Genomic DNA, 19,252 nt, shown 5'->3' with positions numbered 1-19,252 from the left:
CTGGCGCTCCACTGGGCGACCCTGCACCCGTGACGGCGCACCGGTCCCGCTCGCCGAGGACCGCAGCCGGAGAGGAGCCCCGCATGAGCGCCGCCCTGCTGACGCATCCCTCCCAAACCCAAACCGTAGACTGGCCCGCGATGAGCACTGACAACAGCCGGCCGGAATTCGCCCGGCCCGAGGACGCCCCCGAGCACGACCGCGCCGACATCGACGTCGCCGCCGAGTCCGAACAGCAGCGCCGTGCCCGGTTCGAGCGTGACGCCCTCGAGTTCGTGGACCAGTTGTACTCCGCTGCGCTGCGCATGACGCGCAACCCGCAGGACGCCGAGGACCTGGTCCAGGAGGCGTACACGAAGGCCTACTCCTCGTTCCACCAGTACCGGCCCGGCACCAACCTCAAGGCCTGGCTCTACCGGATCCTCACGAACACGTACATCAACCTCTACCGCAAGCGGCAGCGCCAGCCCCTCGAGGCGGACAACCCCGAGGTGGAGGACTGGCAGATGGCCCGGGCCGCCGAGCACACCTCCGGTGGCCTGCGCTCCGCCGAGACGGAGGCCCTCGACCGGCTCCCCGACTCCCAGGTGAAGGACGCCCTGCAGGCGATCCCGGAGGAGTTCCGGCTCGCCGTGTACTTCGCGGACGTGGAGGGCTTCGCCTACAAGGAGATCGCCGAGATCCTCGACGTGCCGATCGGCACCGTCATGTCGCGGCTGCACCGGGGCCGCAAGCAGCTGCGCGAGCGTCTCGCGGACTACGCGGCCGCGCGCGGCATCAAGGCCCAGCCGAAGAAGAAGACCGGGCGCGGCGGCACGAAGCAGACCGAGACGAGCACGAAGGAGGCCACGCGATGACCGCGGACCAGCACGGCAATGAGTGCCGCGACGCCCAGGACGCCTCCCTGGAGCGGCTGTACCAGTACCTGGACGGTGCCCTGACGCCCGAGGACATCGAGCAGGTGCGCGCCCACGTGGCGGACTGTCCGGACTGCCGGCACCAGAAGGAGCTCGAGGAGCTCATCCGCTCGGCGGTGCGTCGGTGCTGCCAGGAGAAGGCGCCCGCGCAGCTGCGGGCCACCATCATGACCCGCATCACCCAGATCTCGACGACGACCGTCACCTGGGGCTGACACCGCGACATGCGGACCCGTGGGCACCCGATCGGGCGCCCCGACGATGACGAAGGGCCGTCCCCTCAGGGGACGGCCCTTCGTGGTCTGCGGTCGCCGGGTGGCACCCGGCCGGTCCGCGACGCCGATCAGCGGATCAGGCGTTGGGACGCTTGCCGTGGTTGGCGCCGCTCCTGCGGCGGTCGCGACGCTTGCGTGCACGCTTGCTCATGACGTCTCCCTTCAACGAGTCGGTCGGTGGTCCATTCTGTCACATCAGGCCGTGGGCTCAGGCAGACCGAGCCACTGGTACCAGCCCCGGTGCAGCACGAGCCACGCGATGAGCCCGTGGCCCGCCTGCCCCGGGCGGCCCTGGCCGGAGGCGAGGTCCGAGCGCCACTGCTCGTGGCCCACCAGCGGGGTGAACGTGTCCACGTACACGTGGTTGCGCCGGTCGGCCACATCCAGGTAGGCGGCGTTGAGCTCGGCGAGCCGGGCATTGCGCTGCTCGTCCAGGGTGGGCGTGGGGCCCACCACGAGCACCGGGATGTTCCGCTGCGAGGCGGTGTCCAGGACGTTGGCCAGGTTCAGCCGCGAACGGGCGGTCGAGGTGGCCTCCAGGTCCAGGTCCGCGTCGGACAGGGCCACGACGAGGCGGTTCTCCGTCTCCTCGGAGAAGCGCCGCGAGGCCTCGCCCCACCAGCGCTCGTTGAGGTCCTCGGTGGTCTCGTGCGGCACGGCCAGCACGTAGTTCTCCAGCTCCACGTCGGGGGCCTGGGTGCGGGCGAGCACGCGGCCCCACCAGCCGATGGCGCGGGCGTCGCCCGCACCGGCCAGCAGCTGGTCGCCGACGGCGGCGATCCGGATCCGGCGGTTGTGCACAGTGTGTCCTTTCGTCGGCCGATCCGGCGCCGCCGCCGCACCGGAGGGTGCGGCGGCGGCGCAGGCTCGGTCCGGGTCAGCGGCCGAAGGCGGCGTCCAGCAGCGTGCCGAGCTCCTGGTCGTGGCGGCCCTTGGTGCCCGCGGAGGTCGCGGCCGAGGCCGGGCGGGACACGAGGGTCACGGGGCGGTCGAGCTGCGGCACGAGGTTCAGTGCCATGAACGGCCACGGGCCCTGGTTCGCGGGCTCGTCCTGCACCCACGCGACGTCGGCGTCCGGGTAGGCGCGGAGCGCCGTGCGGATCTCGTCGAGCGGCAGCGGGTAGAGCTGCTCCACCCGCACGATCGCGGTGGAGGTGTCGCCGGACTTCTCGCGGCGGGCGAGCAGGTCGTAGTACAGCCGGCCGGAGACCAGCAGCACGCGCGTGACGTCCTTGGCGTCCACCCCGGCGTCCGGGATGACCGGCTGGAAGCGGCCCTCGGTGAAGTCCTCCACCGAGTTCGCGGCGGCCTTGAGGCGCAGCAGCTGCTTCGGGGTGAACACGATGAGGGGCCGACGCGGGCGGGCGTAGGCATGCTCGCGCAGCAGGTGGAAGTGGTTCGCGCCCGTGGAGGGGTTGACCACGCGCATGTTGTCCTCGGCGCACATCTGCAGGAAGCGCTCGATGCGGGCGGAGGAGTGGTCCGGCCCCTGTCCCTCGTAGCCGTGGGGGAGGAGCAGGACCACGGACGAGGTCTGCGACCACTTCTGATCGGCCGAGGAGATGAACTCGTCGATAATCGTCTGCGCGCCGTTCACGAAGTCGCCGAACTGGGCCTCCCACAGCACGAGGGCGTCGGAGCGCTCCACGGAGTAGCCGTACTCGAAGCCGAGGGCGGCGTACTCGGACAGCAGCGAGTTGTAGACCCAGAACTTCGCCTGGTCCTCGGAGAGGTGCTTCAGCGGCGCCCACGTCTCGCCGGTGATCCGGTCGTGGAACACCGAGTGGCGCTGCGTGAAGGTGCCGCGCTGGGAGTCCTGGCCCGCCAGGCGGACCGGCACGCCCTCCACGAGCAGCGAGCCGAAGGCCGCCAGCTCGGCGAAGCCCCAGTCGATGCCACCGTCGACGGCCATCTTGGCGCGGCGCTCGAGCAGGGCCGCGAGCTTCGGGTGGACCGTGAAGCCCTCGGGCACGTCGATGTGCGCCTGCCCGATGGCCCGCAGCGTCTCGGCCGAGATGGCCGTGGATGCCGGCGCCTCCGGGACCGCGTCCCGGTCCTCGGCCGGGCGGATGCCCTCGCCGCCGGAGGTGGGCGCGTCTTCGTGGGTCTCCGCGAAGACCCGCTCGAGCTGCTGCTGGTAGTCCTTCAGGGCGGTGTCCGCCTCCTCCTGCGTGATGTCGCCGCGGCCCACGAGGGACTCGACGTACAGCTTGCGGGTGGAGCGCTTCTGCTCGATGAGGTTGTACATGCGCGGCTGCGTCATCGACGGGTCGTCGCCCTCGTTGTGGCCGCGGCGGCGGTAGCAGACGAGGTCGATGACGACGTCCTTGTTGAACCGCTGGCGGTACTCGAAGGCGAGCTGGGCCACGTGCATCACGGACTCCGGCTCATCGCCGTTGACGTGGAAGATCGGGGCCTGGATGGTCTTGGCCACGTCGGTGGAGTACACCGCGGAGCGTGCCTGGGTCGGCGGCGTGGTGAAGCCCACCTGGTTGTTCACGATCACGTGGATCGTGCCGCCGGTGCGGTAGCCGGGCAGCTGCGAGAGCTGCAGCACCTCGGTCACGACCCCCTGGCCGGCGAAGGCCGCGTCGCCGTGCACCAGGATCGGCAGCACGGAGAAGGAGTCGGGGCGCTGACCGCCCAGGTCGAGGCGGTCCTGCTTGGCACGCACGACGCCCTCGAGGACCGGGTCCACGGCCTCCAGGTGCGAGGGGTTGGCGGCGAGGTACACGCGGGTGCTGTTGCCGGCGTCGGACACGAAGGTGCCCTCGGTGCCCATGTGGTACTTCACGTCGCCCGAGCCCGAGGCGCCGCCCGGGGTGGCCCCCTCGAACTCGCGGAAGACCTGGCTGTAGGTCTTGCCGGCGATGTTGGTCAGCACGTTCAGGCGACCGCGGTGCGCCATGCCGATGGCGACCTCGTCCAGCCCGGCGTCGGCGGCGTCGCCGAGGATGCCGTCCAGCAGCGGGATGAGGGACTCGCCGCCCTCCAGGGAGAAGCGCTTCTGGCCGATGTACTTGGTCTGCAGGAACGTCTCGAACGCCTCCGCTGCGTTGAGGCGGCCCAGGATGCGCAGCTGCTCCTCGCGGGTGGGCTTGGCGTACGGCTGCTCGAGCTTCTCCTGGAACCAGGCGCGCTCGGCCGGGTCCTGGATGTGCATGTACTCGACGCCGATGGTGCGGCAGTACGCGTCACGCAGCACGCCGAGGATCTTGCGCAGCGTCAGGCTGCTCGCCCCGCCGAAGCCGCCGGTGGGCCACTTGCGGTCCAGGTCCCACAGGGTCAGCCCGTGCTCGCGGATGTCGAGGTCCGGGTGGTAGGCCATCGAGTACTCGAGCGGGTCCACGTTGGCCAGCAGGTGGCCGCGGTCCCGGTACGCGTGGATGAGCTGCTGGATGCGGGCGACCTTGCCGATCTGCTCCTCCGGGTTCACCTGCACGTCCTGGGCCCAGCGGACGGGCTCGTAGGGGATGCGCAGGGAGTGGAAGACCTCGTCGTAGAAGCCGTCCTCGCCCAGCAGGAGGCCGTGCACGATCTTCAGGAACTCGCCGGAGCCGGCGCCCTGGATCACGCGGTGGTCGTACGTGGAGGTCAGCGTGATCGTCTTGGAGATCGCCAGGTCGTGCAGCGTGGACTCGGCGGCGCCCTGGAAGGCGGCCGGATAGGTCAGCGCGCCGACGCCGATGATGGCGGCCTGGCCCTGGGACAGGCGGGGCACCGAGTGCACGGTGCCGATGCCGCCCGGGTTGGTCAGGGAGACCGTGGTGCCGGCGTAGTCGTCCATCGTCAGCTTGTTCTTGCGGGCGCGCTGGACGAGGTCGTCGTACGCCTTCCAGAAGCCGCGGAAGTCGAGGGTCTCGGCGGCCTTGACGTTGGGGACCACGAGCGCGCGGGTGCCGTCCGGGCGGGGCAGGTCGATGGCGAGGCCGAAGTTCACGTGGGCCGGCTCCACCATGGTGGGCTTGCCGTCGCGCTCCTCGTAGGTCACGTTCATCGAGGGCATGGCCGCGAGCGCGCGGACCACGGCGTAGCCGATGAGGTGGGTGAAGGAGACCTTGCCGCCGCGGGTGCGGGCCAGGTGGCTGTTGATGACCACGCGGTTGTCGATCAGCACCTTGGCCGGCAGGTCGCGCACGGTGGTGGCGGTGGGCATGGACAGGGAGGCGTCCATGTTCGTGGCCACGGCCTTGGCCATGCCCTTGAGGACGGTGGCCTTCTCCTGCTTCTCGTCCGCGGTGGTGGCGGTGGTGTCGGCAGGCTCGGAGGGCACGGCCTGGGCCGCCGGGGTCTTCTTGGGCTTGGGGCCGGTGCTGACCGAGGTCTCCTTGGGCTGCGCGCCCCGGGCCGGGGCGGTCGCCGCCTTCGGCTCGGTCACCTTGGTGGAGGCCTTCGGCTCGGTCACCTTGGTGGAGGCCTTCGGCTCGGTCACCTTGGCGGAGGCCTTCGGCTCGGTCTGGGCGGAGGCCTTCGGCTCGGCCTCGGCGGGCGCGCTGGCCTCAAGACGGGCGAAGATCTGTGCCCACTGCCGGTCCACGGAACCGGAGTCCTCGCGGTACTTCCGGTAGATCTCGGCCACGAGCCGTTCGTTCCCCGGGAACTCCTGTGCGAGCCGGTCCGACGTGAGTTCTGGCACTGTGTAACGCCTCTTCCTGAGCCTTGGGATGCGATGTGCTGCGCCGGGCCACCCGCGCGGCGCGCGTGGGGCCGGGAACGCCTCGAGACATCATAGTTCTTCGACGCCCCCGGCTGGAATGCCGCGGCCTCGGCTCGACTCCGCTCCCGGCGGACGCGCGGGGGGCTCTCGGCGTCCACCGCGTCTGGGAGACTGACGCCATGCGCTTCCTCACCGACCCGGCCGTCGACCTCACGTACAACGACGTCTTCCTCGTGCCCTCGCACTCGGACGTCGCCAGTCGCATGGACGTGGACATCGCCCCGGATGACGGCACGGGCGCCACCATCCCCCTGGTCTCCGCCAACATGACCGCCGTCACCGGGCGCCGGATGGTCGAGACCATGGCCCGGCGCGGCGGTCTCGGGATCCTGCCGCAGGACATCCCGGCGGACGTCATCCGGGACGTCGTGCGTCGGGTGAAGGCAGCCCACCCCGTGGCGGACACCGCCCTGACCGTCGGGCCGCAGGACACGGTGCTGGACCTGCTCCACCTCGTGGACCGCCGCAACCACGGGGCCGTCTGCGTGGTGGACGCGCACGGCGAGCTGCTCGGCGTGGTCCGCCCCCAGGACTGCGAGGGCGTGGACCGCTTCGCCTCGGCCGCCTCCGTCATGCACCCACCGGCGGTGACCCTCACGCTCGCCGAGCTCGGCGGCGCGGACGGGGCCCCGGACAAGGACGCGCTGCGGGCGGCCTTCGAGCGCCTGCACGCCGCGCGCCAGGAGATGGCCCCCGTCGTGGACCCGGCGGAGGGCACCGCCGCACCCATGCTGCGCGGGGTCGTCACCGCGGCGGGCCTGCTGCGCTCGTCTGTGTTCACGCCCGGTCTGGACGACGACGGACGGCTCCGCGTCGGCGCCGCCGTCGGCATCAACGGGGCGGTGGGGGAGAAGGCGGCCGCCCTGGTCGAGGCCGGCGTCGACGTGCTCGTCGTGGACACCGCGCACGGTCATCAGAAGACCATGCTGGACGCGCTCGCCGCCGTGCGGGCCCTCGACCCCGGCGTGCCCGTGGTGGCCGGCAACGTCGTCTCCGGCGACGGCGTCCGGGACCTGGTCGCGGCCGGCGCGGACATCGTGAAGGTGGGCGTGGGCCCGGGTGCGATGTGCACCACGCGCATGCAGACCGCGGTGGGCCGGCCGCAGTTCTCGGCGGTCCTGGAGTGCGCCGTCGCGGCCCGCGAGCTGGGGGCACGCGTGTGGGCGGACGGCGGGGTGAAGCACCCGCGGGACGTGGCGCTCGCGCTGGCCGCCGGAGCCAGCTCGGTGATGATCGGCTCGTGGTTCGCGGGGACGCTCGAGTCTCCGGGCGACCTCGTGCACGGCCCGGACGGTCGGCGGTACAAGGAGAGCTTCGGCATGGCCTCGGCTCGCGCGGTCCAGCACCGCACCCGCCACGAGGACGCCTTCACCAAGGCCCGCAAGGCGATGTTCGAGGAGGGCATCTCGTCCTCACGCATGTACGTGGACCCGCGCCGCCCCTCGGTGGAGGACCTCCTGGACACCATCACGTCCGGCGTGCGCTCGTCGCTGACCTACGCCGGCGCCCACGACCTGGCGCAGTTCCGTGAGCGCGCCGTCGTCGGCCTGCAGTCCGCGGCGGGCTACGAGGAGGGCCGGCCGGTCGGCTCGTCGTGGTGAGGCGGCCGCTTTCCCCGGCTCGTTCCGTCGGGGCCTGACGCCCCTATACTGGGCGGACTATGGATCACCCTGACACCTGTGTGCCAGACCGCCCGTCCGCCCACGCGGACGCGGCCGGATCGGAGCCTTCCAGTCCCGGTGCCCCGCACCGCCGCCCGGCCCGCCGTCGAGGGGGTGAGGTCGAGTGGAGTGGCTCCTGCTGATCCTCGGCCTGGTCCTGATCGCGGGCACCGGCTTCTTCGTGGCCGTCGAGTTCGCCATGATCGCGATCGACGTGCCGACCGTGCAGCGCATGGTGGACGCGGGTGACCGCGGCGCCGAGCCCCTGCTGCGCTGCCTCAAATCACTCTCGACCCAGCTCTCCGCGTGCCAGCTGGGCATCACCCTGACCACACTGCTCACCGGCTACGTGATGGACCCGGCGATCAGCCGGCTCATCGACCCGCTGCTGCTCCAGGTGGGGCTGCCGGCCGGCGTGGTGGGCACCGTCTCGCTCGTCGTCGCGATGATCGTGGCGACCCTGCTCTCGATGCTCCTCGGCGAGCTGATCCCCAAGAACATGTCCATCGCCGAGCCCATGGTGATCGGCCGTGCGCTCGCCCGACCCCAGCTCGTGTTCAGCACCGTGTTCAAGCCGGCGATCCTCGTCCTGAACGGGTTCTCCAACGGCGTGCTGGCCCGCGTGGGCATCGAGGCCAAGGAGGAGATCTCCGGCGCCCGCAGCCCCGAGGAGCTCTCCTCGCTGGTCCGCCGCTCGGCGCAGCTGGGCACGCTCGACGCGCAGACCGCCTCGTTCCTGGACCGGACGCTGCGCTTCGCGGACCGCACCGCCGCGGACGTGATGACCCCGCGCATCCGCGTGGAGACCGTGGGGGAGGACCAGGCGCTGCCCGAGGTCCTGGACCTGGCCCGCAGCACCGGCTACTCCCGGTTCCCCGTGATCGGCGACTCCTCGGACGACATCCGCGGCGTCGTGCACGTGAAGAAGGTCGTGGCCGTGCCGCGGGAGCGTCGCGCCGACCTCGAGGCCGGTGCGCTGATGACGGAGGTCATCCGCGTGCCGGAGACCGTGCACCTGGACCAGCTGCTGGCCGAGCTGCGCGACGCGAACCTGCAGATGGCCGTCGTCGTGGACGAGTACGGGGGCACCGCCGGGGTGGTCACGCTCGAGGACGTGGTGGAGGAGATCGTCGGCGAGGTCGCGGACGAGCACGACCGCGTCACCCCGGGGGTCCTCCAGACGGCCTCCGGCCGCTGGTACTTCCCGGCGGAGCTGCGGCCCGACGAGGTGCGCACCCAGATCCCGGCCCTCGTGGTGCCGGAGGACGGGGCCTACGAGACCGTCGGCGGGTACATCCTGGCCCGCCTGGGGCGCCTGGCGGAGGTCGGGGACGTGGTGGACGTGGACGGCGGCACCCTGACGGTCGAGCGGCTGGACGGCCGCCGCATCGAGCGCGTGCGCTTCGACCCGGCCGCTGAGGACGAGGAGACGCGCGCATGAACGGGGACGTCGTCGGACTGCTGTGGCTGGTGGTCCTGTTGGCCGCCAACGCCTTCTTCGTGGCGGGCGAGTTCGCCGTCATGGGCGCCCGCCGGGCGCAGATCGAGCCGCGGGCCGAGGCCGGCTCCCGCCAGGCCCAGGTGGCGCTCTACGCGATGGAGCACGTCTCCCAGATGCTGGCCGTCTGCCAGCTCGGCATCACGGTGTGCTCCCTGCTGATCCTCAACGTGTCCGAGCCGGCGCTGCACCACCTGCTCGTCGTCCCGATGGGCGCCCTCGGGGTGCCGGCCGCGGCGGCGGACGTCACCGCCTTCGTGCTCGCGCTGCTGGTGGTCACCTTCCTGCACGTGACCCTGGGCGAGATGGTGCCCAAGAACGCCGCCGTCTCGTTCGCGGACCGCGCCGTGATGCTGCTGGCCCAGCCGCTCGTGTGGCTCTCGAAGCTGCTGCATCCGGTCGTGGCCGCGCTGAACTGGACGGCCAACCTCGTGCTGCACGCCCTGCACATCGAGCCGAAGGACGAGGTGGCCTCCTCCTACACGCTCGAGGAGGTGCAGTCGATCGTGGCCGAGTCCACCCGCTCGGGCACCCTGGACGACGAGTCCGGCGTGCTGCACTCGGCCCTCGAGTTCTCGGACCACCGGGCCGGGGACGTGATGGTGCCGCTCGAGCGGGTCGTCACCGTCCCGGAGGGGATCACGCCGCACGACTTCGAGTGGACCGTGGGCCGCGTGGGCTTCTCCCGGTTCGTGGTCGAGGACCCCGACGGCGGCTACACCGGCTACCTGCACCTGAAGGACGTCCTCACCGTGGGGCCGTCGGGGTACGACGAGCCGATCCCGCTCACGCGCGTGCGGTCGCTGGCCAACGTGCGGCTCGAGGACGAGGTCGAGGACGCCCTGGCGCTCATGCAGCGCACGGGCTCCCACCTCGCCCGGGTCATCACGCCCGAGGGCGAGACCGCGGGCATCCTCTTCCTCGAGGACGTGCTCGAGGAGCTCGTCGGGGAGATCAACGACGTGACCCAGTCGCCGCGTCGGTTCCGGCCCGCGTGAGCGACGCGCGGGCGGCGCGGTGCTACTGTTGAGAACCGATTTCATGCACCGTCCCCGACACGAACGAGGTCGCCCCATGCTCCGCCGCCGTCGCCTGCCCGCCCTGACCGGGGCCCTCGCCGCGCTCACCCTGAGCCTCGCCGCATGCGGCGGGACCGACGGCGGCTCCTCGGGTGCGCAGGCCGCGGGCTCCTCTGCGGCCGCCGGGTCCGGCTCGGCCGCGGGCGCGCCCGTGGCCGTCGCCACGACGACGCAGCTCGGCTCCGTGCTCGACCGCGTCGTCGCGTGCGCCGACGCCCGCAGCGCCACGGTGATGGGCCCCGGCGACGACCCGCACGACTTCTCCGCCTCGTCCGCGCAGGTGAAGGACATGGTCTCCTCCGGCCTCGTGTTCTCCAACGGCCTCGGCCTCGAGGGCGGCATGGAGTCCGCCCTCGCGAACGCGGAGGCGGACGGTGCGACCGTCGTCGAGGTGGCGCCCCAGCTGGATCCGCTGCCCTTCGGCGGCCATGACCACGCCGAGGAGGGGGCAGGCCACGAGGGCCACGACCACGGGTCCGAGGATCCGCACGTCTGGATGGACGTCGCCCGCATGGCGAGGGCCGCCGAGCTGATGGGCGACACGCTCGCCCAGGAGCGGGGCGACGAGAAGTTCGCCGAGTGCGGCACGACCGTGCGCGGGGAGCTCGAGCAGACGGACACGCAGGTCCGGGAGATCCTCGCCGGGGTCCCGGAGGACCGCCGCACGCTGGTCACGGACCACGACGCCTACGGGTACTTCGGCGAGGCCTACGACTTCACCGTGTCCGGCGTCGTCGTCCCGGGCGGCTCCACCGACGGCGAGCCCTCCTCCCAGGAGATCGCCGAGCTCGCCCGGTCCATCCGTGACGGCGGCGCGGACGCCGTGATCACGTCCGTGGGCGCGCGCAACAGCCTCGTGGACACCGTGGCCGAGGAGGCCGGCGACCTGCCGGTCATCGAGGTCTACGAGGGCGGCGTCGGCCCGAAGGACACCCCGGAGGCGGACTACGCCGAGGCCATGCTCGCCAACGCCCGCACCCTCGCCGACGCGCTGGAGGGCTGAGGATGGACTGGCTGCTCGAACCCTTCCAGATGGGCTTCCAACAGCGCGCCCTCGTCGGCGGACTCATCGCGGTGGTGATGTGCTCGGTCGTGGGCACGTGGCTGGTGCTGCGCGGGATGAGCTTCTTCGGGGACGCGTTCGTGCACGGTGTCCTGCCGGGCATCGCCCTGGCGGTCGTCACCGGCGGCAGCCCCCACCTCGGTGCGGCGGTGGCCGCCGTCGTCATGATGGCGGGCATCTCGCTGGTGCACCGGGCCACCACCCTCAAGGAGGACACGGCCATCGGCCTGCTCTTCGTGGGGATGATGGCCCTGGGCGTGGTCATCATCTCCAAGTCGGACTCCTACACGGGTTCGCTCACGTCGATCCTGTTCGGCGATGTGCTGGGTGTCAGCGTGGACGGCATCGTGACCCAGGCGGTCATCGCCGTCGTGGTGATCGCCCTGGCCCTGCTGCTCTACCGGCCCCTGCTGGCGCTGAGCTTCTCCGAGGTCAAGGCGCGCTCCCTGGGCATGCGGCCGGGGCTGACGCACACGCTGCTGCTGGTGATGATCGGCGCGGCCGTGATCGGCTCGTTCCAGGCGGTGGGCACGGTGCTCGTGTTCGGCCTCCTCGTGGGACCGCCCGCGACGGCGGCGCTGCTGACGCGCAGCGTCCCCCAGATGATGCTCGTCTCCGTCGTGATCGGCGCGGCGTGCGTCGTCACCGGGCTCACCCTCAGCTACCGGCTGGGCACGGCGGGTTCGGCCACCATGGCGCTCATGCCGATCCTGCTGTTCTTCGTCGTGCTCGCCGTCCGCGCCGCCGTGCTGGCGCTCCTGGGCCGGCACGTGCGCTCGCGCGCGCAGCGTGAGCAGGAGGCGCCGGTCGTGGCCCTGCCCGGAGCGGAGGTCGCCCGATGAACGCGTCCTTCCCCGCGGGCGCCGCGGCGGCCACGCCTCCCCTCGCGGTCGCCCGGGCGCTCGAACTGCGCCACGGCTCGCACGTGGCCGTCCGGCACTCCGACTTCACCCTGCCGGCCCGGCGGCTGATCGCGGTGATCGGGCCCAACGGCTCCGGCAAGTCCACGCTGCTGACCGCCCTGGCGGGCCTGAGCGACCCGGCCTCCGGTGCGCTGGAGGTGCTCGGCGAGAACCCGCGGCGGCGCACGCAGCGCACCTCCTTCGTAATGCAGTCCATCGGCGTGCCCCAGGGCGTGCCGGTGACGGTGCGCGACGTCGTCGGGATGGGCCGGTACCCCACGCTCGGGTGGTTCCGCCGGTTCCGGAAGCGGGACCGGGACATCGTGCGGGCCGCCATGGAGCGCATGCAGGTCGCGGACCTGGCGCGGCGGCACCTCGACCAGCTCTCCGGCGGCCAGCGCCAGCGCGCCTACGTGGCCCAGGGCCTCGCCCAGGACCACGACGTGCTGCTGCTCGACGAGCCGATGACGGGCCTCGACATCGTCTCCGCCCGCACGATCGACGACCTCCTCCACGAGGAGCCGACGCGCGGGGTGTCCGTGGTCTACACGACCCACGATCTCGACGAGGCCGCGGAGGCGGACCATGTGGTCCTGATGGGCGGGCGTGTCGTGGCCTCGGGCCCGCCGCGGGACGTGCTCACGGTCGAGAACCTGGACATCGCGTACGGCCGGGGCGCCCTGCACGGGCCCTCCAAGGCGGTCGAGGACGCGGCGGACTTCCTGGACGACCCCGCGGGCGGCATCCGCCACTGACCGGGGCCCGGCCCCGGGGTCAGGCCGCGCGGGTGCGCCCCTCGGCCCGGCAGCGGGCACAGACGCCGGTGATCTCCACCGTGTGGTCCGCGTCCGTGAAGCCGTGCTCCGCGGCGACGGCGGTGGCCCACGCCTCGACGTGGGGGGCGGTGACCTCGACGGTGGTCCAGCAGATCCGGCACACCAGGTGGTGATGGTGGCCCTCGTCCTCGCACCGGCGGTACACGGTCTCGCCGTCGTCGCGGCGGAGCATGTCCACGAGGCCGTCGTCGAGCTGCTGCTGCAGGGTCCGGTACACCGTGGCCAGCGAGACGCGTTCGCCCTGGTCCTGGAGGCGGGCATGGAGCTCCTGCGCGCTCACGAAGTCCGGGATGCGGTCCAGGGCTCGGTCGACGGCGGCCTTCTGCCGGGTCGCCCGGGGACGGGCGACGCGGGGGCCGGGCTGGGGGGCGCTCACGGTGCTCACGACTCCTTCTGCGGCGGCTGCCGCCTCCTTGCGCGGTCCGGAACGGGTCCGCGCGGGCCATCCTCCAGGTTATCAGCGGCGCCGAAGGGGGCGTGGAGTAGGGTGTCCGGGTGCACAGCGAGAGCCCGGACCCATCCCCTGTCCCGGACCGCGACGGCGCCGCCCCCGATCGACCCGACCCGCTGATCGTCGTCGACGAGAGGCAGGGCCGCGTGGTCCCGGCGCCCACGGCGGCCCCGCCCTCGGCCCATGACGCCGGCGGCGACCCGGACGCGGACACCGACGGCGTCGATCCCGAGGCCGCCGAGCCGCCCACCCTGGTGACGGTGGACGTGCTGGCCGGCTGGCTCGGCCTGGCCCCCGTCGAGGACCTGCCGCCGGTGCCCGGGGGCCCTGCCTACGCCCAGCCGGGCCGATGCCGCCCGAACCGGGTGATCCTGCTCGACGTCCGGTTCCGGGCCACGGGGGGCGGGCCGGACCACGCCGCCTATCTCCAGGGCCATCTGCCCGGCGCCGTCTACGTCTCCCTGCCCAGCCAGCTCGCCGGCCACGCCGGTCCGGCGGCGGGGCGCCACCCCCTGCCGGACGCGCGCCAGTTCGCGGAGACCGTGCGGATGTGGGGGATCGACGAGGGCGACACCATCGTGGTCTACGACGACGACCACGGCCTGTCCGCCGCGCGCGCCTGGTGGCTGCTGCGCCACGCGGGGCTGCGGGACTCCGTGCTCCTGGACGGCGGCCTCGAGGCGTGGCGCGCCGCGGGCCTGCCCCTGCAGCCCGGCGAGGTCATCCCGGTGCCCGGCACCGCCCGGCCGTCGTGGGGCCGCATGCCCGTCGTGGACACGGCCGGCGCCGAGGCGATGGCCTCCGGCGGTCTGCTCCTCGACGCGCGGGCGGCCGAGCGCTACCGCGGGGAGGTCGAGCCCCTCGACCCCGTGGCCGGTCACATCCCCGGGGCGCGGAACGTGCCCACGGCGGAGAGCATCGCCGAGGACGGTCGCCTGCGGCCCGCCGCGGAGCTGGCGGAGCGGTTCGACGCCGTCGGCGTGGACGACGCCACTCCCGTGGCCGTGTACTGCGGTTCGGGCATCACCGCGGCGCACGCCGTGCTCACCCTGGCCGTCGCGGGGCGACCCGGAGTGGCGCTCTACCCGGGTTCGTGGTCAGCATGGGTCCAGGACCCGTCCAACGCCGTCGCGGTCGGCCCCGAGCCCGACGGCGCGTCCGGCCGGGACTGACGACCCCCGGGGCCCCGCCCCGCCGACCCCTCAGGAGGATCCCCATGGCCACCGTCTTCAGCAGGATCGTCGCCGGCGAGCTGCCCGCCCGCTTCGTGTGGCAGGACCAGACATGCGTCGCGTTCCTGTCCGCCGCGCCGCTCCAGCCGGGGCACACGCTCGTGGTGCCCCGTGCGGAGGTGGACGAATGGGTGGAGGTCGACCCGGCGCTGGTCACGCACCTGACGACGGTCGCCCAGCAGATCGGCAAGGCGCAGGTGGCGGCGTTCTCCGCGCGCCGGGCCGGGCTCATGATCGCCGGCTACGAGATCCCGCACCTGCATGTGCATGTGTGGCCCTCCACCTCGCTCGCCGACTTCGACCTGGCCCGCGTGGACAACGCCCCCGATCCGGCGGACCTGGACGACGCCGCCGCCCGCCTGCGCGCGGCCCTGCGGGACCTGGGCCACGGCGAGGTCGTCCCGCAGGACTGACGGGCCGCGCCGCCCGGACCCGATTCAGGCGCGCGTGGCCCGGGCGAGCGCCTGACGCACCCGCTTCTCGGAGACCGAGACGGCCGTGCCCAGCTCCTGGGCGAAGAACGAGACGCGCAGCTCCTCGATGAGCCAGCGCACCCGCTCCAGCTCCGCGGGCACGGGCGTGCCCGCGAACCGGGCGCGGTGGGCCGCGACGGCGGCGTCGAACTCGTCCTCGAGCCCCTGCACCACCGCCATGTGCTGCCCGTCGCGCTGCAGGTGGCCGCCGGCGTCCAACCGGTCCAGGCGCGTCAGGATGCCCTGCAGGTAGCGCGGCAGGTGCTGCAGCCGCTCCCATCCCGTGGCGGCCACGAAGCCGGGGAACACGAGCTGCTCGAGGTGCGCCTTCACGTCCGACAGCGCCGGCGCGAGGGCGAGCGAGACCGAGCCCTTGAGCCGGCGGCGCACCTGCGCGGCCCGGGAGAGCACCTGCTCCACCAGGGACGTGACGGCGAAGACCGTGTCGATCAGGTCGGCCCGCACCCGGTCGAACAGGGCACGGAACGCGGCCTCGTCGAACGGCAGCTCGTCCCCGACGAGACGGTCGACGGCGGCCTGCGTGCAGTCCGCGACGAGGGAGTCCACCGAGCCGTGCGGGTTCTGGGTGAAGGTGAGCTTCTCCCGGTTGTCCAGGTGGTCCAGCACGTAGCGCTGGGGGCTGGGCAGGGTGGCCAGCAGCAGCCGGATCACCCCGGCCCGGTGCCAGGCCGCCTGGTCATCCGCGGACCGGGCCACGGTCAGGCCGGCCGCGGGGCCGCCGTCGGGCGTGGTCTCCGGCACCAGGCTCGGGTAGCCCGTGATGGCGGGGCCACGCGCCCCGGCCGCGGTGGAGACGGTCCGCGGCACCGTGCCGATGCTCCATGAGGTCAGCCCGTGCCGCTCCTCGAAGGCCGGCGTCGCGCCGGACCGCCCGGGGCCCTCCGGGCGACGGCGTCCCTCGGCCCCGGCCCGCCCGTCGGCCTGGGCCCGGCCGCCGCGGCCCGTGCGGCGCGGCCCCGGCCGGGCCGAGGCGGGGTCGTCGGTGCCGGCGAGCCGGGCGGCGATCGCGGAGCGGTTGGCCTGCGCGAGCCGGGCCTGCAGCGCGGGCAGGTCCTGGCCGGCGCCCATCACGGCGCCGCGGGCGTCCACGACGCGGTAGTCCATCCGCAGGTGCAGGGGCACCGCGTCCGGGGCCCACAGTCCGGGCTCCACCACCACGCCGCGCACCCGGCGCACGGCCGCGGACAGCGCGTCCGGCAGCTCGTCCCGCAGCGGGTCGGCGTGGGCCTCGAGGTCCGCGACGAGCTGCTGGGCCACGTCCGGGGCGGGCACGAGGTTCTTGCGCACGGCCTTGGGCAACGCCTTGATGAGGGCGGTGACGAGCTCGACCCGCAGGCCGGGGACCAGCCACGCGAAGGGGCCGGGGGAGACCTGGTTGAGCAGCAGGATCGGCACGGCCACGGTCACGCCGTCGGTGCCGGCCGCGCCGGTCGGGTCGAACGTGTACTCGAGGTCGAGCTCCACGTCGCCGCCGGGCATCGGATACGTGAACGTGGTGGGGAACGCGTCGGTGTCCAGGTCCTCGGCGTCCTGGGTGAGCAGGGCGGCGACGTCGAGGTCCAGCAGGTCCGGCTGATCCTGGCGCGCCTTCTTCCACCACGCGTCGAAGTGCCGCTCGGAGACGACGTTTCCCGGGATCCGCGCGTCGTAGAAGGCGAACAGGTCCTCGTCCCCGATTCGCAGGTCGCGGCGGCGCAGGCGCGTCTCGAGGGCGTCGACCTCCTCGAGCGCGGCCCGGTTGCGGGCGAAGAACCGGTGGCGCGTGCGCCAGTCGCCCTCCACGAGGGCGTGCCGGATGAACAGCTCGCGGGAGAGCTCCGGGTCGATCCGGCCGTACCGGACCGAGCGGTCCGGGATCAGGGTGACGCCGAACAGCGTCACCTTCTCGCGCGCGACGACGGAACCCGCCCGCCGCGACCAGTGCGGCTCGTTGTAGGTCCGCTTGACAAGGTGGCCGGCGACCTCCTCGGCCCACTCCGGCTCGATCCGGGCCACCGTGCGCGCCCACAGCCGGGAGGTCTCCACGAGCTCGGCGGCCATGACGAACGGGTGGCGCTTCTTGAACAGGGCGGAGCCGGGGAACACGGCGAAGCGGGTGCCGCGGGCGCCCGCGTACTCGCGACGGCGCTCGTCGTAGGCGCCGATCTGCGAGAGCAGGCCCGTGAGCAGGGACTTGTGCACGGCCTCGTGCCGGCCCACCGGGTCCACGGGTCCGGCCTCGACGGTGAGGCCCACGTCCTTGGCGAGCTGGCGCAGCTGGCGCACCAGGTCCTGCCACTCCTGCACGCGCAGCCAGTTGATGTGCTCACGGCGGCACAGCTTGCGGAACTGGGAGCCGGAGAGCTCCTGCTGCCGCTCGCGCAGGTACGCCCACAGGTTCAGGATCGCGGAGAAGTCCGAGTTCTCGTCCGCGAACCGGCGGTGCAGCTCGTCCGCGGCCTCACGCTGCTCCGTGGGGCGCTCGCGGGGGTCCTGGATGGTCAGGGCCGCGGCGATCACCATGACCTCCCGGACGCAGCCGCGCTCACCGGCCTCGAGGATCATGCGACCCAGCCGCGGGTCCACCGGTAGACGGGCCAGGCGGCGTCCGACCCGGGTGATGGTGCCCGCGCGGGCACCGCCGGCCTCGAGCGCGCCGAGTTCGGTGAGCGTGGTGGCGCCGTCGGTGACCTGACGGCCGTCCGGCGGCTGGACGAAGGGGAACTCCTTGACGTCGCCCGGGGTGCGGGCCACGCCGAGGGAGAGCATCTGCAGGATCACCGAGGCCAGGGAGGTGCGCAGGATCTCCGGGTCCGTGAACTCGGGGCGGGAGAGGTAGTCCTCCTCCGAGTACAGGCGGATCGCGATGCCGTCCGAGGTGCGGCCGGACCGGCCCGCGCGCTGGTTCGCGCTGGCCTGGGAGACGCGCTCGATCGGCAGGCGCTGGACCTTGGTGCGGTGGGAGTACCGCGAGATGCGCGCGGTGCCCGTGTCGATCACGTACTTGATGCCCGGCACGGTCAGGGAGGTCTCGGCGACGTTCGTGGCCAGCACGATCCGCCGGCGCACCCCGGCCCCGGCGCGGCCGAACACGCGGTGCTGCTCCGCCATGGACAGGCGACCGAACAGCGGCAGGATCTCCGTGCCGGCCAGGCGCGTGGTGCCGGCGACGACGCCGGTCAGGTGGTCCGCGGCCTCGCGGATCTCCCGCTCGCCCGGCAGGAACACGAGGATGTCGCCCGGCGGCTCGGCGGCCAGCTCGAGGACGGCGTCGCCGATCGCGTCGAGGGGGTCGCGCGTCTCGGCGGCGTCGTCCGCGTCGTCCTCGGGGTCGTCGGGGGAGGGCTCGTCGGTCAGCGGCCGATAGCGGATCTCGACGGGGTAGGTGCGGCCCGAGACCTCGATGATCGGCGCCGGGACCACGCGGCCGCCGTCGTCGGCCTCCACCGCATCCGCATGGTCCTCGCCCTCGGCCAGGGGGCGGCCGAAGTGCCGGGCGAAGCGCTCAGGGTCGATGGTGGCCGAGGTGATGATCACCTTCAGGTCCGGGCGCTGGGGCAGCAGGTTGCGCAGGTAGCCCAGGAGGAAGTCGATGTTGAGGCTGCGCTCGTGGGCCTCGTCCACGATGATCACGGAGTAGCGGCGCAGCTGCGGGTCGTGGGGGATCTCGGCCAGCAGGATGCCGTCCGTCATGACCTTGACCCGGGTGGCCTTCGAGGTCTGCGCCGTGAAGCGGACCTGGTAGCCGACCGTCTGTCCGATCTCCTCGCCCAGCTCGTGCGCGATGCGTTCGGCCACGGAGCGGGCGGCGATGCGCCGGGGCTGCGTGTGGCCGATCGAGCCGGCCTCCCCGAGTCCGAGGGCCAGGCACATCTTCGGCAGCTGCGTGGTCTTGCCCGAACCGGTCTCGCCCGCGACGATCACCACCTGGTGGTCGCGGATCGCGGCCATGATCTCCTCACGGCGCTCCGCCACCGGCAGGTGTTCGGGGAACGTGATCGCGGCGGCGTCGTGGGGCGTCGCCGACGGCTGCGCGGCGGGCGTGGAGGGCGGGGGAGTCTGCGTCATGACGGCCTCCATCCTAGGCGCGCGGGGGCCCGGGCCGACCCGGCCGGGACGGATCCGGGACTGGGGCTGAGAGTCCGGAT

The 19,252-nt window shown here is 73.0% G+C and carries 15 protein-coding genes; 10 read left to right on the top strand and 5 right to left on the bottom strand.

Annotated features, from left to right (window positions below; translation table 11 throughout):
- Positions 1–140 precede the first annotated feature (140 nt).
- Together AC0VX4_RS07255 and rsrA are read left to right on the top strand one after the other, a co-directional pair.
- The gene (locus tag AC0VX4_RS07255) at positions 141–857 is read left to right on the top strand and encodes a sigma-70 family RNA polymerase sigma factor (protein WP_036314006.1); all 717 of its coding nucleotides are present in this window, start codon (positions 141–143) and stop codon (positions 855–857) included.
- A complete protein-coding gene (gene rsrA, locus AC0VX4_RS07250; RefSeq protein WP_049160037.1) occupies positions 854–1,132 on the top strand; it encodes a mycothiol system anti-sigma-R factor in 279 nt (92 codons plus the stop codon). The genes AC0VX4_RS07255 and rsrA overlap by 4 nt, the downstream gene beginning before the upstream one ends.
- 136 nt (positions 1,133–1,268) lie before the next feature.
- Here rsrA and AC0VX4_RS07245 read toward each other — a convergent pair whose 3' ends face one another.
- From AC0VX4_RS07245 to AC0VX4_RS07235, 3 genes are all read right to left on the bottom strand, one after another.
- Positions 1,269–1,343 (bottom strand): 50S ribosomal protein bL37, encoded by a 75-nt coding sequence (locus AC0VX4_RS07245; RefSeq protein WP_100069119.1) that lies wholly within the window; start codon positions 1,341–1,343, stop codon positions 1,269–1,271.
- Between the two features lie 44 nt (positions 1,344–1,387).
- Positions 1,388–1,993, bottom strand: coding sequence for a GDSL-type esterase/lipase family protein (locus AC0VX4_RS07240; RefSeq protein WP_004167659.1), 606 nt, complete (start codon positions 1,991–1,993; stop codon positions 1,388–1,390).
- 76 nt (positions 1,994–2,069) lie between these two features.
- Positions 2,070–5,828, bottom strand: a complete 3,759-nt coding sequence (locus AC0VX4_RS07235) for a multifunctional oxoglutarate decarboxylase/oxoglutarate dehydrogenase thiamine pyrophosphate-binding subunit/dihydrolipoyllysine-residue succinyltransferase subunit (RefSeq protein WP_004167658.1) — start codon at positions 5,826–5,828, stop codon at positions 2,070–2,072.
- Between the two features lie 200 nt (positions 5,829–6,028).
- On the opposite strand from AC0VX4_RS07235, the gene guaB1 reads away from it, so the two are divergent.
- From guaB1 to AC0VX4_RS07205, 6 genes are all read left to right on the top strand, one after another.
- Positions 6,029–7,510 carry a GMP reductase gene (guaB1, locus tag AC0VX4_RS07230; RefSeq protein ID WP_004167657.1) on the top strand — a complete coding sequence of 494 codons (1,482 nt, stop codon included), beginning with the start codon at positions 6,029–6,031 and terminating at the stop codon, positions 7,508–7,510.
- Positions 7,511–7,694: 184 nt separating this feature from the next.
- Positions 7,695–9,011, top strand: a complete 1,317-nt coding sequence (locus AC0VX4_RS07225; protein ID WP_004167656.1) for a hemolysin family protein — start codon at positions 7,695–7,697, stop codon at positions 9,009–9,011.
- Positions 9,008–10,066: a hemolysin family protein gene (locus AC0VX4_RS07220; RefSeq protein WP_004167655.1), complete on the top strand. Its 1,059-nt coding sequence runs from the start codon at positions 9,008–9,010 to the stop codon at positions 10,064–10,066. Before AC0VX4_RS07225 ends, AC0VX4_RS07220 begins: the two co-directional genes overlap by 4 nt.
- 76 nt (positions 10,067–10,142) lie before the next feature.
- Entirely contained in the window at positions 10,143–11,150 is a 1,008-nt protein-coding gene (locus AC0VX4_RS07215; protein WP_049160051.1) for a metal ABC transporter substrate-binding protein, read from the top strand.
- 2 nt (positions 11,151–11,152) lie between these two features.
- Positions 11,153–12,052 (top strand): metal ABC transporter permease, encoded by a 900-nt coding sequence (locus AC0VX4_RS07210; RefSeq protein WP_004167653.1) that lies wholly within the window; start codon positions 11,153–11,155, stop codon positions 12,050–12,052.
- A complete protein-coding gene (locus AC0VX4_RS07205) occupies positions 12,049–12,867 on the top strand; it encodes a metal ABC transporter ATP-binding protein (RefSeq protein WP_004167651.1) in 819 nt (272 codons plus the stop codon). The genes AC0VX4_RS07210 and AC0VX4_RS07205 overlap by 4 nt, the downstream gene beginning before the upstream one ends.
- A gap of 19 nt (positions 12,868–12,886) precedes the next feature.
- Here the strand turns inward: AC0VX4_RS07205 and AC0VX4_RS07200 are convergent, their stop codons facing one another.
- Positions 12,887–13,333: a Fur family transcriptional regulator gene (locus AC0VX4_RS07200; protein ID WP_049160055.1), complete on the bottom strand. Its 447-nt coding sequence runs from the start codon at positions 13,331–13,333 to the stop codon at positions 12,887–12,889.
- A 110-nt stretch (positions 13,334–13,443) separates the two neighbouring features.
- Here AC0VX4_RS07200 and AC0VX4_RS07195 point away from each other — a divergent pair, with 110 nt between their 5' ends.
- Together AC0VX4_RS07195 and AC0VX4_RS07190 are read left to right on the top strand one after the other, a co-directional pair.
- Positions 13,444–14,571, top strand: a complete 1,128-nt coding sequence (locus tag AC0VX4_RS07195) for a sulfurtransferase (protein WP_060774643.1) — start codon at positions 13,444–13,446, stop codon at positions 14,569–14,571.
- A gap of 44 nt (positions 14,572–14,615) precedes the next feature.
- On the top strand, positions 14,616–15,044 hold the full coding sequence (locus tag AC0VX4_RS07190) for an HIT family protein (RefSeq protein ID WP_049160060.1): 429 nt from the start codon (positions 14,616–14,618) through the stop codon (positions 15,042–15,044).
- A gap of 24 nt (positions 15,045–15,068) precedes the next feature.
- Here the strand turns inward: AC0VX4_RS07190 and hrpA are convergent, their stop codons facing one another.
- Entirely contained in the window at positions 15,069–19,172 is a 4,104-nt protein-coding gene (gene hrpA, locus AC0VX4_RS07185) for an ATP-dependent RNA helicase HrpA (RefSeq protein ID WP_145031974.1), read from the bottom strand.
- Between the last annotated feature and the right edge of the window lie 80 nt (positions 19,173–19,252).

Source organism: Micrococcus sp. 63XJN7_8_ISO-PGPR-S23-253, from assembly GCF_056173425.1.
The sequence above is the reverse complement of the archived record's forward strand: the minus strand, read 5'-3'. Positions and strand labels throughout refer to the sequence as shown.

Excerpts from the sequence above, each read along its gene's own strand:
- guaB1 (WP_004167657.1), top strand. The coding sequence starts at position 6,029 with ATGCGCTTCCTCACCGACCCGGCCGTCGACCTCACGTACAACGACGTC.
- hrpA (WP_145031974.1), bottom strand. The coding sequence starts at position 19,172 with ATGACGCAGACTCCCCCGCCCTCCACGCCCGCCGCGCAGCCGTCGGCG.
- AC0VX4_RS07255 (WP_036314006.1), top strand. The coding sequence starts at position 141 with ATGAGCACTGACAACAGCCGGCCGGAATTCGCCCGGCCCGAGGACGCC.
- AC0VX4_RS07190 (WP_049160060.1), top strand. The coding sequence starts at position 14,616 with ATGGCCACCGTCTTCAGCAGGATCGTCGCCGGCGAGCTGCCCGCCCGC.
- AC0VX4_RS07215 (WP_049160051.1), top strand. The coding sequence starts at position 10,143 with ATGCTCCGCCGCCGTCGCCTGCCCGCCCTGACCGGGGCCCTCGCCGCG.
- AC0VX4_RS07205 (WP_004167651.1), top strand. The coding sequence starts at position 12,049 with ATGAACGCGTCCTTCCCCGCGGGCGCCGCGGCGGCCACGCCTCCCCTC.
- AC0VX4_RS07220 (WP_004167655.1), top strand. The coding sequence starts at position 9,008 with ATGAACGGGGACGTCGTCGGACTGCTGTGGCTGGTGGTCCTGTTGGCC.
- AC0VX4_RS07210 (WP_004167653.1), top strand. The coding sequence starts at position 11,153 with ATGGACTGGCTGCTCGAACCCTTCCAGATGGGCTTCCAACAGCGCGCC.
- rsrA (WP_049160037.1), top strand. The coding sequence starts at position 854 with ATGACCGCGGACCAGCACGGCAATGAGTGCCGCGACGCCCAGGACGCC.